Annotated in this window: 10 protein-coding genes and 1 pseudogene; 5 read left to right on the top strand and 6 right to left on the bottom strand. The window is 72.8% G+C overall.

Annotated features, from left to right (window positions below):
* Positions 1 to 825: pseudogene (locus tag FHS13_RS03500) on the bottom strand (hypothetical protein); the annotation flags it as partial.
* A gap of 259 nt (positions 826 to 1,084) precedes the next feature.
* Between FHS13_RS03500 and cofD the strand changes: the two are divergent.
* The 3 genes from cofD (at position 1,085) to FHS13_RS03515 (ending at position 4,808) form a co-directional block, all read left to right on the top strand.
* Positions 1,085 to 2,074 carry a 2-phospho-L-lactate transferase gene (cofD, locus tag FHS13_RS03505; RefSeq protein ID WP_184287377.1) on the top strand — a complete coding sequence of 330 codons (990 nt, stop codon included), beginning with the start codon at positions 1,085 to 1,087 and terminating at the stop codon, positions 2,072 to 2,074.
* Positions 2,071 to 3,366, top strand: a complete 1,296-nt coding sequence (locus tag FHS13_RS03510; RefSeq protein WP_184287380.1) for a coenzyme F420-0:L-glutamate ligase — start codon at positions 2,071 to 2,073, stop codon at positions 3,364 to 3,366. Before cofD ends, FHS13_RS03510 begins: the two co-directional genes overlap by 4 nt.
* A 194-nt stretch (positions 3,367 to 3,560) precedes the next feature.
* Positions 3,561 to 4,808 carry a glycosyl hydrolase family 18 protein gene (locus tag FHS13_RS03515; protein WP_184287381.1) on the top strand — a complete coding sequence of 416 codons (1,248 nt, stop codon included), beginning with the start codon at positions 3,561 to 3,563 and terminating at the stop codon, positions 4,806 to 4,808.
* A 62-nt stretch (positions 4,809 to 4,870) separates the two neighbouring features.
* On the opposite strand, the gene FHS13_RS03520 is transcribed toward FHS13_RS03515, so the two are convergent.
* The gene (locus FHS13_RS03520; RefSeq protein ID WP_184287382.1) at positions 4,871 to 7,501 is read right to left on the bottom strand and encodes a bifunctional FO biosynthesis protein CofGH; all 2,631 of its coding nucleotides are present in this window, start codon (positions 7,499 to 7,501) and stop codon (positions 4,871 to 4,873) included.
* A 104-nt stretch (positions 7,502 to 7,605) separates the two neighbouring features.
* Here FHS13_RS03520 and FHS13_RS03525 point away from each other — a divergent pair, with 104 nt between their 5' ends.
* Positions 7,606 to 8,535, top strand: coding sequence for a lysylphosphatidylglycerol synthase domain-containing protein (locus FHS13_RS03525; RefSeq protein WP_184287383.1), 930 nt, complete (start codon positions 7,606 to 7,608; stop codon positions 8,533 to 8,535).
* 88 nt (positions 8,536 to 8,623) lie between these two features.
* On the opposite strand, the gene FHS13_RS03530 is transcribed toward FHS13_RS03525, so the two are convergent.
* The 3 genes from FHS13_RS03530 to FHS13_RS03540 are packed head-to-tail and all read right to left on the bottom strand — an operon-like array spanning position 8,624 to position 12,786.
* Positions 8,624 to 9,742 (bottom strand): glycosyltransferase, encoded by a 1,119-nt coding sequence (locus FHS13_RS03530; protein ID WP_184287384.1) that lies wholly within the window; start codon positions 9,740 to 9,742, stop codon positions 8,624 to 8,626.
* The gene (locus FHS13_RS03535; protein WP_184287385.1) at positions 9,739 to 10,689 is read right to left on the bottom strand and encodes a glycosyltransferase family 2 protein; all 951 of its coding nucleotides are present in this window, start codon (positions 10,687 to 10,689) and stop codon (positions 9,739 to 9,741) included. The genes FHS13_RS03530 and FHS13_RS03535 overlap by 4 nt, the downstream gene beginning before the upstream one ends.
* Before the next feature lie 54 nt (positions 10,690 to 10,743).
* Positions 10,744 to 12,786 (bottom strand): hypothetical protein, encoded by a 2,043-nt coding sequence (locus tag FHS13_RS03540; protein ID WP_184287386.1) that lies wholly within the window; start codon positions 12,784 to 12,786, stop codon positions 10,744 to 10,746.
* Between the two features lie 95 nt (positions 12,787 to 12,881).
* Here FHS13_RS03540 and FHS13_RS03545 point away from each other — a divergent pair, with 95 nt between their 5' ends.
* Entirely contained in the window at positions 12,882 to 13,706 is an 825-nt protein-coding gene (locus FHS13_RS03545) for a TIGR03089 family protein (RefSeq protein WP_184287388.1), read from the top strand.
* Positions 13,707 to 13,746: 40 nt separating this feature from the next.
* On the opposite strand, the gene FHS13_RS03550 is transcribed toward FHS13_RS03545, so the two are convergent.
* On the bottom strand, positions 13,747 to 14,961 hold the full coding sequence (locus tag FHS13_RS03550) for an amidohydrolase (protein WP_184287390.1): 1,215 nt from the start codon (positions 14,959 to 14,961) through the stop codon (positions 13,747 to 13,749).
* Positions 14,962 to 15,006 lie beyond the last annotated feature (45 nt).

The following is a 15,006-nucleotide window of genomic DNA, read 5'->3' on the forward strand; positions in this document are numbered from 1 at the left end:
GTACTGCTGGCCGTACGCCTGCTGGGCCCCGGTGCCGTACGCCTGCTGCCCGTACTGGGAGGCGTCGTGGCCCTGCTGCTGAGCGGGGTCGGCCGCGTACTGCTGCTGGGCGGCATCGGTGCCGTAGGCCTGCTGGCCGCCGGTTCCGTACTGCTGCTGGGCCTCCTGCCCGTACTGCTGGCCGTACGCCTGCTGGGCCCCGGTGCCGTACGCCTGCTGCCCGTACTGGGAGGCGTCGTGGCCCTGCTGCTGAGCGGGGTCGGCCGCCGGCTGTCCCGCCGGGTCCTGTGCCGGGTAGCCGGACGGGGCGAAGGACTGCTGGGCGCCGGTCATCGGGGGGAACTGCTGACCGTAGGCGGGCTGCTGCGGTCGGCCCGCGGTGCGGGGCACCAGGGTGGGGTCGTTGAAGGCCTTCAGCGCCGCGAAGCCGACCAGGCCGAGGACCGCACCCTGGGAGACCGTCCCGAGCAGGTTGCTCAGGCCGATGCCGAAGTTGACGTCGATGAACCCGCAGATCAGCGTGATGGCGCAGAAGAGCAGGCCGACGCAGGTGAGGATCATGGCCGTCAGCACGACCGGGGAGGCCGCCGGGCGGGTCCGCTCGCTCGTCAGCACCAGGGCCACCGCCGCAGCGATCAGGACCGTGGTGCCCACACCGAAGAAGTGCGAGGAGCCGACGCCGCGCATGGACGACGCGAACGACCCCTCCCACCCGCTCGAGAAGACGATGAGGCTGATCAGGCCCGAGAGCATGGTGGCTCCCACAGCCGCCAGCAGGACCCATGCCCCGGGCAGGCGCAGGCGTTCGAGTGATTCGTTGTTCAAGAGAGGTTCCCCTCTGCTGCTTCTTCGCCGCCCTCGGTCGGGGGAAGCTTTTCCTATGTCGGGCTTCAGGGTGGAGCGGCCGCGTCCGGGTGGAGATCCGGGGGACACCGGGACGGTGGCCGACAAGATGGGATGGCGGCCACGCTGCCGGGGTTCCCACCACCCGGGAACTCCCGGTATCAAGACGGTCACGCCCGGGTCGCTCCCCACGGCGGGGCAGACAACCCATACAAGCACCCAGCCTGCCAGACTTGGACGCATGCGGATAGTCGTACCGGCCGGAGGCATCGGCGGAGCACGCTTCCTGCGGGGCCTGAGGGCCGCGCTCGGAACCGGCGCACCGGAGACCGAAGGCAGAACCACAGACAGCAGCATCACCGTCATCGGCAACACCGGTGACGACATCACCCTGTTCGGATTGAGGATATGTCCGGATCTGGACACGGTGATGTACACCCTCGGCGAAGGGATCGACGAGGAGCGCGGTTGGGGCAGGGCCGACGAGTCCTTCACCGTCAAGGAGGAGCTGGCCGCCTACGGGATGAAGCCCACATGGTTCGGCCTGGGGGACCGGGACACGGCCACCCACATCGTGCGGTCCCAGATGCTCGCCGCCGGCTTTCCGCTGTCGGCGGTCACCGAGGCCCTGTGCGACCGCTGGCGGCCGGGTGTCCGGCTGCTGCCGATGACCGACGACCAGGTCGAGACGCACGTGGTGGTGAACGAGGACGGCAGGCGCAGGGCCATCCACTTCCAGGAGTGGTGGATCCGGTACCGCGCCGCGCTGCCCGCCGAGCAGATCGTCGGTGTGGGGGCGGACACGGCCAAGCCCGCGCCCGGGGTCCTGGAGGCGATCGCCGAGGCCGACCTCGTCCTCCTGCCGCCGTCCAACCCGGTGGTGAGCGTCGGGTCGATCCTGAACATCCCCGGTATCCGCGACGCCATGGCGGCCAAGACCGTGGTGGGCGTCTCCCCGATCATCGGAGGCGCACCGGTACGCGGCATGGCCGACGCCTGCCTGAGCGCCATCGGCGTGGAGACCGACGCCGGCGCCGTCGCCGCCCATCTGGGCGCCGACCTCCTGGACGGCTGGCTCGTGGACGAGGCCGACGCGGGAACCGAGGTGGAGGGCATCGAGGTGCGCTCCCGCCCTCTGTACATGAGCGATCCGGCCGCCACCGAGGCGATCGCGCGGGCGGCCCTCGACCTGGCCGTGGAACTGGCCGGGCGCGAGGGGGACGGGGCGTGAGCACCGAGCTGCGGGTACGCGGGCTCTCGGGCATCCCCGAGGTCCGCGAGGGCGACGACCTGGCCGCGCTGGTCGCCGATGCCGTCGCCGCCTCGGGCGATCCCCTGGCCGACGGCGACGTGGTGGTGGTCACTTCCAAGATCGTCAGCAAGGCGGAGGGGCGCTCGCGGCGGATGGACCGCGAGGAGGCGATCACCGCCGAGACCGTGCGCGTGGTCGCCCGCGCGGGACGGACGAGGATCGTGCAGACGCGCCGGGGCCTGGTGATGGCCGCGGCCGGCGTGGACGCCTCCAACGTCGAGCCCGGTACGGTGCTCCTGCTCCCCGAGGACCCCGACGCCTCGGCCCGCGCCCTGCGCGCGGGACTGCGCCGGCGCCTCGGCGTGAACGTCGGGGTGGTGGTCTCCGACACCTTCGGGCGGCCGTGGCGCGTGGGTCAGACCGACGTCGCCATCGGTGTCGCCGGGCTGGTGCCGGTCCAGGACCTGCGCGGCACCACCGACACCCACGGGAACGTGATGGAGGCGACCGTGGGCGCGGTCGCCGACGAGATCGCCGGAGCGGGCGACCTGGTCAAGGGCAAGGCGAGCGCGGTACCGGTGGCGGTGGTGCGCGGCCTGGCCGACCTGGTGACCGAGGAGGACGGCCCGGGTGCGGCCGCCCTGGTGCGGTCGGCCGACGACGACCTGTTCCGGTACGGCTCGCGCGACGTGGTCCCGGCCCGGCGGACCGTGCGGTCGTTCACCGACGAGCCGGTGGACCCGGCACTGGTACGCCGGGCGGTGGCCGCCGCGGTGACGGCACCCGCACCGCACCACACCACCCCCTGGCGCTTCGTACTGGTGGAGTCGCCGCGGACCCGCGAGCGCCTGCTGGACGCGATGCTGGAGGCCTGGGTGGCGGACCTGCGCGGAGACGGGTTCACCGAGGAGCAGATCGCGCGGCGCACCCGGCGCGGGGACGTGCTGCGCCGGGCGCCGTACCTGGTGGTCCCCTTCCTGGTGGCCGACGGAGCGCACCCGTATCCGGACGAGCGCCGCGCCGAGGCCGAGCGCTCGATGTTCCTCGTGGCGATGGGCGCCGGGGTGCAGAGCCTGCTGGTGGCGCTGGCCGTGGAGGGACTGGGGTCGGCGTGGATCTCCTCCACCATGTTCTGCGCCGACGTGGTGCGCAAGGTGCTGGAGGTGCCCGACGACTGGCAGCCGATGGGCGCGGTCGCGGTGGGACGCGCCGCCGAGCCGCCGAAGGAGCGCCCGCCGCGGGATCCGGACGCGTTCATCGCGGTGCGCTGACCGCGGTCGCGTGCCACGGGCCGCCGCCGGATCCTCCGGCGGCGGCCCGTTGCGCCTCCCCGGCCGGGACCGGGTGCCGAATAAAACTGAAAGCTTTATTTCCCATTTCATTGACGAGACTGCGCGACAACTCTAAGGTTTCCTAACAATTAATCCCCTTCGTCTCTCCCCGCTCGACGAAAGGAAACTCCCCCATGAGACGTCGCAGTACAGGATCCCCCCGGACCAGGCCTCTCCTTGCCTGGCTCTCGGCCGCCCTCACGGCTCTGTTCGCCGCCGGCCTCGCCGTCCAGCTCTCCCCCGAGCCCTCCGAGGCCGAGACCGTGACCGCCCGCCAGCAGACCGGTCAGTGGCTGACCGGCTACTGGCACAACTTCGACAACGGCTCCACCATCATGCGGCTGTCGGAGATCCCCTCCGAGTACAACCTCGTGGCGGTCGCGTTCGCCGACAACCACCCGTCCCTCGACGGCGGCATCACCTTCAACCTGGCCGGAAACGAGCTGGGCGGCTACACGGACGCCCAGTTCCGCGCCGACATCGCCGCCATCCAGGCCGAGGGCCGCAAGGTCATCATCTCCGTGGGTGGTGAGAAGGGGAACGTCACCGTCGCCAACGCCGCACAGGCGCAGAACTTCGCCGCCACCACCCACGCCCTGATGCAGGACTACGGGTTCGACGGCGTCGACATCGACCTCGAGCACGGCATCAACGCCCAGTACCTGACCCAGGCGCTGCGCGACCTGCACTCCCGGGCCGGGGACGACCTGATCATCGCGATGGCGCCGCAGACGATCGACTTCCAGCACACCGGCATGGGCTACTACCAGCTGGCGTCGAACATCTCCGACATCCTCACCATCGTCAACATGCAGTACTACAACTCCGGCTCGATGCTGGGCTGCGACCAGCAGGTCTACAGCCAGGGCACGCCCGACTTCGTCGCGGCACTCGCCTGCATCCAGCTGGAGATGGGGCTGGAGCCCCACCAGGTCGGGCTGGGTCTGCCCGCCGTCCCGGCGGCGGCCGGCGGCGGCCACATGGCGCCGAGCCAGGTCGTCCGCGCACTCGACTGCCTGGAGCAGGGCACCAACTGCGGCAGGTTCTCCCCGGACACCCCGTACGGGCCCATCGGCGGCGTGATGACCTGGTCGATCAACTGGGACGCCACCAACGGCTACCAGTTCGCCGAGACCATCTCGGCGCGCCTGGACGGCGGCCCCTCCCAGCCGGACCCCGACCCCGGCGACGAGCCGACGGAGGAGCCCCCCGTCGAGCCGGGCGACTGCACCGCCCCCGCCTGGAGCGCCGAGGCCGTCTACACCGGCGGCGACGTGGTGGCCCACGGGGGCGCCGAGTACCGCGCCCAGTGGTGGACGCGGGGCGAGGAGCCCGGCACCACCGGCGAGTGGGGCGTCTGGCGCCTCGTCGGCACCTGCTGACCACCGCCTGAGACCGACAGGGGTCCGGGAAGCGCACGGCGCTCCCCGGACCCCCGCCTTTTCTAGCTGAGCAGCGGCAGGGTGGGCCGCAGGACCTCGGGGGCGACGCCGCCGGAGGCCTCTGCCGTGCGCCGCCGCTCCTCGGACACCTCGCCGTAGAGCGTGGTGCGCTGGCGCAGCGGCCGCCCGGTGGGTTCGACCAGCGCGCGGATGTCGCCGATGGTCTTGTACGAGCCCTGCCCCGAGCCCGCCATGCGGCTGATGGTCTCCTCCATCAGGGTGCCGCCGACGTCGTTGGCCCCGCCCTCCAGCAGCCGGCGGCAGGTGTCCTCGGCGAGCTTGACCCACGAGCACTGGATGTTGTCGATCGCGCCGTGCAGCAGCAGCCGGGCCAGCGCGTGCACGGCCCGGTTCTCGCGCACGGTGGGCCCCGTGCGGGCCAGGCCCGCCAGGTAGAGGGGCGCGCTGGTGTGCACGAACGGCAGCGGCACGAACTCGGTGAACCCCGGGCGGCCGTTGCGCTCCAGCGAGCGCTCCTGGAGGGAGCGCAGCAGCTTGATGTGCGCCACCCAGTGCCGGGGCGAGTCCACGTGGCCGTACATCATCGTCGACGTCGTCGGTATCCCCAGGTCGTGGGCCGCGGTGACGACCTCGATCCACTCCCCCGCGGGAAGCTTGCCCTTGGTGAGGACCCAGCGCACCTCGTCGTCGAGGATCTCGGCCGCGGTACCCGGGATCGAGTCCAGGCCTGCCTCCCTGGCCCGCGCCAGCCATTCGCGCACCGGCAGGTTCGTACGGGACGCCCCGTTGACGACCTCCATCGGGCTGAACGCGTGGATGTGCATGTCGGGGACGCGCTCGCGCACGGCCCGGGCGATGTCGAAGTAGGCGGTGCCGGGCAGGTCCGGGTGGATCCCGCCCTGCATGCACACCTCGGTCGCGCCCGCCCGCCAGGCCTCCTCCGCCCGGTCGGCCACCTGCTCCAGGGAGAGCGTGTAGGCGTCGGCGTCGGTGCGCCGCTGGGCGAACGCGCAGAAGCGGCAGCCGGTGTAGCAGACGTTGGTGAAGTTGATGTTCCGGGTGACGACGAACGTGACGTCGTCACCGACGGCGTCCCTGCGCACGCGGTCGGCCAGGGCCGCCAGCTCCTCCAGCTCCGGGCCGTCGGCGTGCAGCAGGGCGAGGGCCTCCGCGTCGGTCAGCCCCGCCGGGTCGGACTCGGCCCGGCGCAGGGCCGCGGCGACCTCGGGGTCGAACCGGCGGGGGACGGCGCCCTCGCGGTCCACCCCGGGGCGCAGTTCGTCCCAGTCGCCGTAGACGGAGTCGAAGTCGCCTCTCCGGTCCCCGGTGCGGCCCTCCCCGTCGATCCCGGTGTGCAGGTCGGTGCGGCCGGAGGAGAGCAGGACGGCCTCCGGCTCCTGCCAGGGCCGCCCCTCGGGAATCGCGTCCTCGCGTGCCAGACCGGTCTCGGGGTCGGCGAGTGCGGCGACGTGCCCGGCCAGGCGCGGGTCCAGCCACGGCTCCCCCGCGCGGACGTACTCGGGGTACACCGTGAGCCGCTCGCGCAGGGTGAAGCCCTGTGCCGCTGTGCGCGCGGCCAGGTCGTCGATCTGGGGCCAGGGCCGCTCGGGGTTGACGTGGTCGGCGGTCAGCGGGGACACGCCACCCCAGTCGTCGATGCCCGCGCGGAGCATCAGCGCGTACTCGTCCCGGCCGCCCTCCTCCCCGCCGATGAGGTTGGGCGGCGCCTGGATGTGCGCCTTGGGGCCCATGACCAGGCGGGTGACGGCGACGGCCGCGGCCATCTCCTCGAGCTCGGCGTCGGGGCGGTGCCTCATCGCGGTGTCCGGCTTGGCCCGGAAGTTCTGCACGATGACCTCCTGGACGCCGCCGTGGCGGCGGGCGGCCCCGCGCATCGCGAAGATCGACTCGGCCCGGTCGGCGAAGGTCTCGCCGATGCCCAGGAGGATGCCCGTGGTGAAGGGGACGCTGGAGCGGCCCGCATCCTCCAGGGCGCGCAGGCGCACCGCGGGGTCCTTGTCGGGGCTGCCGTAGTGGGGCATGCCCTTCTCCGTGAACAGGCGCCGCGAGGTGGTCTCCAGCATCATCCCCATGGAGGGCGCCACCGGCTTGAGGCGCTGGAAGTCGGACCAGGTGAGCACCCCGGGGTTGAGGTGCGGCAGGAGGCCGGTCTCCTCCAGGATCATGACCGACACGGCGCGCACGTAGGAGAGGGTGTCGTCGTAGCCGTGGGCGTCGAGCCACTCGGCGGCCTGCTTCCACCGGTCCTCGGGCCGGTCCCCGAGGGTGATGAGGGCCTCCTTGCAGCCCATCGCCGCTCCTTCGCGGGCGATGCCGAGGACCTCGTCGGGCGACAGGAACGGGGCGTCGAGACGGCCGGGCACGGTCGCGAAGGTGCAGTAGTGGCACCGGTCGCGGCACAGCCGGGTGAGGGGGACGAACACCTTGCGGCTGTAGGTGACGGTCCCGGGACGTCCGGCGGCCTCCAGGCCCGCGTCCCGAACCCTCCCGGCGTGCTCCAGGAGCACCTCCAGGTCCTCGCCCCGGGCGTGCAGGAGTACCTCCGCCTCGGCGGCGTCCAGGGTCTTGCCGTCCCGGGCACGGGCCAGGGCGCGGCGCATGGCGGACGCGGTCGGGGGTGCGGCGGGGGCGGAAACGTTCTCACCACTCATAGGCGCACCCTACGCTCCGGCCCCTTCCCCGCCGCACCTCCCTCCCGGCGTCGGGCGCGCGCCCGGGAGCGTAGGGTCGGCAGGTAAACGAAGGGGGGAGACCCGTGCTGACCCGGCTGCGCCGCGACCCGTGGGTGCGCACCGCGCTGTTCGCGCTGCTGTGCGTGTGCGCCGGCTGGGCCCTGCGCGGGCACTGGGGCCAGGCGCGCGAGGCGGTGCTGGACCTTCCGCTGTGGGCCCTGCCCCTGTCGGTGGCCGCCGCGATGGCGGGGCTGACCGCGCAGATGCTCGCCTGGCGGGCCCTCCTGGCCGGCCTGGGCTCTCCTCTGCCGGTGCGGGCCGCGGCCCGGATCATGTTCGTCGGCCAGCTCGGCAAGTACCTGCCGGGATCGGTGTGGGCGTTCGTGGCGCAGGTGGAACTGGCCCGCGACCGGAACGTGCCGCGTGTGCGGGGCACCGCCGCGACCCTGCTGGCCGTCGGGGTGACCGTCGCGGCGGGTCTGGCGGTCGCGGCGGTGGCTCTGCCGCTGTCCTCGGCCGAGGCGGCCCGCCGCTGGTGGTGGGCGCTCGTCCTGGCTCCTCTGGTGCTCGCGGCGCTGCATCCGCGCGTGGTCGGGTGGGGGGTGCGCCTGGCGGCCCGGCCGTTCGCGCGCTTCCGGGAGGTGGCCGAGGCCGGGGCCCTGCGGATCGGCGGCCGGACGATGGCCGCCGCCCTGGGCTGGACCCTGGTGGCGTGGATTCCACTGGGCCTGCACGCGTGGGTCCTGACCTGGGCGGTGGGCGGCGGTCCGCTGGACTCGCTCCTCCCGGCCGTGGGCGCCTACGCGCTGGCATGGACCCTCGGCCTGCTGGCGGTGTTCGCCCCGGCGGGCCTGGGGGTGCGCGAGGCGGTACTGGTGGTGGCCCTGGCCCCGGTCGTGGACGCGGGCTCCGCCCTGGTGGTGGCGGTGCTGTCCCGGCTGGTGATGACGGCCGCCGACATGGCCTGGGCAGGCCTGTCGGTGCTGCCGGCCCACTCCCCCGAACCGGCCTGACCGACGTTCGAACTCTCCGGGGGACATCGGGCCGGCAGCGCCCCGGAACGGATCGGCGCACCTCCGCTGTAGCGATCCCCCGACGGCCTCAGGCCTCCAGCAGCCGCCCGGTGTACTCCCGCCAGTACGGCTCGGCGTCCACCGGGCGGACCCCGGCGCGCAGGCGCTCGGGCTCTCCGGGGGCGTAGAACTCCCGGAGGGTACGGGCCAGGCCGTCGACGTCACCCGGTTCGCACAGCAGGCCGTCGACGCCCTCGCGGACGTGTCCCGCCAGCGTTCCGGCCCGGGTGGCGATCACGGGCAGGCCGTGCTCGTGGGCCAGCCACACGTTCTGGCTGGCGGTGGCGGTGCGGTAGGGCAGCACGACGGCGTCGGCCGACGCGTACAGACCGGGCAGCTCCTCGGCCGGGACGTAGCCGTCACGCAGCCGGACCCGGTCGGCGATCCCCAGCCGCTCGGCGAGCGCGGCCGCCTCGCCCGTGCCGCCCCAGAACTCGCCCGCGACGGTGAGCGTGACGTCGGCGGGCGCTCCGGCGGCCAGGGCCCGCAGCAGCACGTCCACCCCCTTGTAGGGGCGGACGATGCCCAGGAAGAGCAGGTGCCGGCGCTCGCCCGGCGGCGGGGCCGCGGCTCCGCCGGTGTCGGGCAGGTGCGGGGGCATCTCCGCCACGGCGGGCCGGTCCGCCCCGGCCGGGCGCAGCCCCTCGGCCAGCGACGCCTGCTCCGGCGAGTGCGTGAGCACCCCGTCCACCCGGCGCAGCAGGGCGCGCACCAGGGACACGTCGACGGCGCGCCGCTCGTGCGGCAGCACGTTGTGGCACAGCGCCACCGTGCGCGGGGGGCGGGAGCGCGCCGACCGCAGCCCGGCGAGGATGCCCAGATAGGCGGGCACCTGGACCGGGGAGAAGAGGGTGAGCACCACGAGGTCGGCCTCCCGGGCCAGGCGGCGGCCGGTCCGCCACCAGCCGTCGGGCCGGTACCAGGCCAGGCCGCGGCGGGTACCGGGGTAGGGATCCCCCTCGGGGGCCTCGACGGTCTGCACTCCCGGGTAGAGCACCGAGGGGTACTGGGCGCGCCACGACTCGACGGCGGTCGGGTGGCCCAGGCCGTGCAGCCGGTGTGCCAGCTCGGTGGTGTGCCGGGCGCCCCCGCCCTTGTAGGGGTGGGCGGGGCCGACGAGGACGACCCGGGCGGGCGCCGCGCTCACGCCCCGTCCCGGGAACGCACGATGAGGTCGGCCAGCAGGGCGATCGCCGCGATGACGAGCCCCGTCATGAGGATCATGACGGTGTTGTTGGGGATGTAGAGCGGGTTGCGCACCTGGTCGAAGACGAACTTGGCCGTACCGACGCACAGCAGCGTGAGGGCCGGCGGCATCATCACCTTGAGCGGGTTGAAGTACATCACCATGCGCAGGACCTGGAGGATGTACCGGTAGGCGTCCTTGACGAAGTGGAACTTGGACCTGCCGGCCCGCTTGGCGTACTCGATCGGCACGTACCTCACCGGGTGCTGGTTGGACAGGAAGGCCAGCGTGATGGTGGTGACGCAGGAGAAGCCGGGCGGCAGCAGCCGCAGGTAGGGGCGGGCGACGTCGCGGCGGAACACGCGCAGTCCGGAGTTGAGGTCGGGGATGCGGGTGTTGGTGAGTTTCTCCGCGATCTTGCGGATGACCCACTTGGCGGGCACGCGCAGGGCCTTGTGGCTGCCCCGCTCCTGGTCGCGGGCCCCGACGACCTGGTCGATCTCCGGGTCGCGGTCGAGCATGGCGACCAGTTCGGGGATGCGCTCGTTGGGGTAGCTCATGTCGGCGTCGGTCCAGACCACGAACTCTCCGCGCGCACGCTGGCTGCCGATGCGCCGCACGGTCCCCGAGCCGCCGTTGTTCTCGAACGCGACCACCCTCATGTGCGGGTACAGGTGCTCGGCGTCACGCAGCCGCTCCAGGGTGCCGTCGGTGGAGGCGTCGTCGAAGGCCAGGAGCTCGTAGCCGTACCCGGAAGCGTCCATGGCGGCGCAGATCCGCTTGACCTCGTCGAGGACGTGGTCCTCCTCGTTGTAGCAGGGCAGCACCACGGTGACCCGTACGGGGGGCTCACCGGGCTCCGCACGCTGCTGCGGCTCGTCGCGGCTGTCGTCGCTGGTGTGGTTCATGGGTTCATCTCGGCGGGGTCGTCGGTGGTCGGGGGGCCGGGGCGGGGAGAAAGGTCACCGCGGATCGCGCAGAACCGCGATCCACACGTTCCCGGTGAACCTCCAGTGTCCGGTCGGAGGCTTCATGAGCGTACTCGGATCCATCTGCGCGGACACGTGGAAGGGCGCGGTCACCTCCACCGACCCGTCGGTGAGCTCGGCGAGCTGCCCCCACTCCTCCGAGGCGAGCACCGCGGTGCGGTCGCGGTCGTGGACGGCGTCGACGATCCGGTCGACGTTCTCCTGGGTGGCGTCGTCCAGGGCCGCGGTGGGCACGCCGCACACGTTGCGCAGCAGCGGCATGTAGTTTCCCGCCATCCCGGGGTCCACCACGATGACGGAGGAGTCCTCCGGCAGCGCCGCGCACAACTCCTCCGTGGCCGCGACGGTTCCCACGTCCTGCCGGTAACCCGTGCCGGCGTGGGAGGTGGCCGCGGCCGGGACGACCATCGAGACGCCGGCGGCGACCGCGACGGACGCGGCCAGGGCGCGGGCGGGAAAGGGGCTCGCGGCGCCCCGCCCGGGAGCGGCGCAGTAGCGGGTGAGCCACGCGGTGAACCAGACCGCGAACAGGATGAAGGCGGGGATGACCAGGACGATCAGGCGCCGGCTCGCCCACGGGTGGTCGGGTGTGATGGCCGGACGCAGCAGGGTGGTGGCGACGGTCCACACGAAGAACATGGCGGGCAGCAGCCACTGGGGGTCCTGCCGCTTGGCGAGGCGGTACAGCACCATGGCCACGCCGAGGGAGGCGAACAGGACGGTGCCCATCCCCACGTACCAGCCCACCCAGTACAGGCTCATGTCGTAGTAGGTGCGGCTGCTCTCGACCGGAAGTCCCTCGACCTGCTGGACGTAGGCCACCCAGTTGTCGGTGAAGTCGCTGCCGTGGCCGTGGTCGGGCCACAGCAGGGGCCGGACCGCGAAGCCCGCCATGGCGAGCAGGGCCAGGGCGGCGACCGCGGCCGGCAGCCACCGGACGCGGTCGGTGCGGGGCAGGCCGCGGCGCCACAGGAAGGCGGTGGCGGCGGCCGTGACCGCGATGACGGCGGCGCTGATCAGCAGCAGGGGGTGGAGGGAGTCCGACAGGTACTCCAGGTAGGGCCGTGACAGCCCGTATCCCGCGTACAGGCCCATGCCGACACCGACGGCCAGGCCGCCCAGCAGCGGCAGGGCCTGGCCCCGGCGGGCGACCAGCATCAGGCCGGCGAAACCGACCACGGGGAGCAGATCGCGGATCGCGTCGATCCGGACCACCAGGGCCAGGCCGAGGGCAAGACCGGCCACGGCCGCGAGGGTGTGCGCGCGCGACCAGCGGTCCCCGAGGCGGGTGCGGCGGGCCAGGGCGTCGTAGACGAGCACCAGCCCGCCGAGCAGGAGGATCTGGGTGACGGGTTCGCTGTAGGTGAAGCGGCTCACCCACTGCTGGGGCAGGCACACGGCCAGGAGCAGCGCGGCCAGGGGCGCCCAGCGGGCGCCGACCAGGCGTGCGGCGAGCCCGGCGAAGGAGAGGACACCCAGCGCACCCAGGACGGGGGTGGTGACGAGCATGCCGTCGAGCCCGCCCAGCCAGTGGCCGACGGAGGTGAGCAGCGGGGCCCCGGCCATGAACTGGGGCCAGATGACGTCGCCGCGCTCGTAGTGGGCCAGGCTCCCGTAGCTCAGCAGGGGGTCGTCGCCCGCGATGAGGTCGCGCTGCTGGGGGATGGGGAGGTATCCGTTCTCGGCGATCCACACCGTGTACATGGCGTAGGAGGCCGGGTCGCGGCGGATGACCAGGGCCTCGGCGTGGAAGGCGATCTGCACCGCGGCGAAGACGGCGGCGATCAGCAGGACGGCGGCGACGGGCCACCACGGCACGTCCTCGTCGGGATCGGGGATCAGCCGCGGAATCCAGACACAGGCCGCGACCACGGCGGGGACGCCCAGGACAACGGCCGGCAGGGGGGTGAAGACACCGAGGGCCAGCAGGGGGAAGGCCACCAGGAGCCAGGCCGAGACAGCGATCGCGGGGAGCGCGGTCGCACGGGCGAGGATCCGTCCGGGGAGCAAGCGCATGGGCCCACTGTGTCACCAGATGTAGCACGGCGCACATTCCGCGAAGGACGCGAACACTGCTGACGGGAACCCACCCAGGTCAATACAGTGGGCTTATGTCCGAAACTCCCGCGCAGATGTGGCGCGAACTCGTTTCCGCCGACCCGTCCCGTCCGTTCGTGACGTCCTACGACCAGACAGGGGGACGGGTGGAGCTGTCACGCGCCACCTTCGACAACTGGGTCTCCAAGACCTCGAACATGCTGGTGGACGGGTTCGGCGTACAGCCGGGGGACCGGGTGGCGGTGGCCCTCCCGGTGCACTGGCAGGCGCTCGTGTGGCTGGCCTCGTGCTGGTCGGTGGGGGCCGTCGCCGAGGTGGTCGCGGGCAGCGCCTTCCCGGAGGGGGCCCAGGTCGCCGTGGCCGACGCCGACCGCCTGGAGGCCGCTCTGGACAGCGGCGCCGACGAGGTCGTGGGCACCTCGCTCCACCCGCTGGGCCTGCCCCTGGCAGAGGTGCCGCCGATGGTGACGGACTACTCCGTGGAGGTCCGGGGGCACGGGGACCACTTCTCCCCCTACCCGGTCGACCCGGACGGGCCCGCCCTCCGGACGGACGCCGGGGAGCGCACCGGGTCGGAGCTCACTGCCGGCGCCCGCGAGTGGGCGCGGCGGTGGGAGCTGTCCGACGGTGACCGCGCGGTGCTGCTCGCCGAGCCCGACTCACCGCTGGGGCAGCTGGGCCCGGGCGCGGAGCTGCTGCTGGCCCCCGTGGCGGCGGGGGTGCCGGTCGTGCTGGCCCCGTTCTGGTCCACCGACCCCGAACTGGTGTGGAAGCGACTGGAGTCCGAGCGCGTCACCGTGGCCCTGGAGGGCTTCGGAGCCGGGGCGACGCAGCTCCTCGGCCTGCCCGAGGAGCTGCGCCGGGTGGCACTGTCCTGAGGACCGGGGCGGGGCGCCGCGCACCCGGCCCCGGTTCTTCTCAGCCCTCGCGGTAGAAGGCGTCGGCGACCACGCCGCGGCGCTTCTCGTAGTCGTAGGTGTAGACCTCGCGGCCGTCGACGAACACGCGCTCGGCGCGGCTCATCACGTCCAGCGGATCGCCCGACCAGACGACGACGTCGGCGTCCAGCCCCGGCCGGAGGGAGCCGACCCGGTCGTCGATGCCCATGATCTCGGCAGGGTTGACGGTGAGAGCCCGGATGGCCGAGTCCGGGTCCATGCCCTCCTTGACGCACAGGGTGGCCTGGTGGACCAGGAACTCGATGGGGACGACCGGGTGGTCGGTGGTCAGCGCGACCTTGACCCCGGCGCGGTCGAGGATGCCGGGGTTGGCCAGGGTCTTGTTGCGCACCTCGACCTTGGAGCGGTTGGTCATCAGGGGGCCGGTGATGACGGGAATGTTCCGTGCCGCCAGCTCGTCGGCCAGCAGGTGGCCCTCGGTGCAGTGGTTGACGACGAGCCGGTAGCCGAACTCGTCGGCGAGGCGCATGGCGGTGTGGATGTCGTCGGCGCGGTGCGTGTGCTGGCACCAGGGGAGTTCTCCGTCCAGGACGCGGACCAGGACCTCCAGGGTGTTGTCGCGTTCGAAGGGGTCACCCGCGTTCCGGGCGTTCTCCCTGCGCACCTTGTAGTCCTGCGCCTTGGTGAAGGCGTCGCGGATGACCGCGGCCACGCCCTGGCGGGTGGAGGGCAGCTGATTCTTGTCGCCGTAGACGCGCTTGGGGTTCTCGCCGAGGGCGCTCTTGACGCTGACGGGGTGCTTGAGGAGCCGGTCCTCCATGCTGCGGCCCCAGCACTTGATCGCCACGGTCTGGCCGCCGATCGGGTTGCCCGACCCCGGCTTGACCACGGAGCTGGTGACGCCGCCGGAGAGGGCGTCGGCGAAGCCCTGGTCGGCGGGGTTGACGGCGTCCAGGGCGCGCATGCGCGCGCCGTTGGGGTCGGTCATCTCGTTGGTGTCGTCACCGGCCCAGCCGATGCCCTCCTCGTCGATGCCGATGTGGCCGTGGGCCTCCACGAAGCCGGGGAGCACCCACTTGCCGGCGGCGTCGACCACGGTCGCGCCCTCCGGCACGGCCACGTCGGCATCGGCCCCGACCGCGGTGATGCGGCCACCGGAGATGAGGACGGTGCCTCCGCTGATGGGGTCCCCGACGACGGGAACGACGTATCCGGATCTGATCGCGATGTCCATGGCGGGCAACCTAACCCATCACAGGACCTTTCCCCAAGGGGCGCA

The organism is Nocardiopsis algeriensis (assembly GCF_014203695.1).
GTDB lineage: Bacteria > Actinomycetota > Actinomycetes > Streptosporangiales > Streptosporangiaceae > Nocardiopsis > Nocardiopsis algeriensis.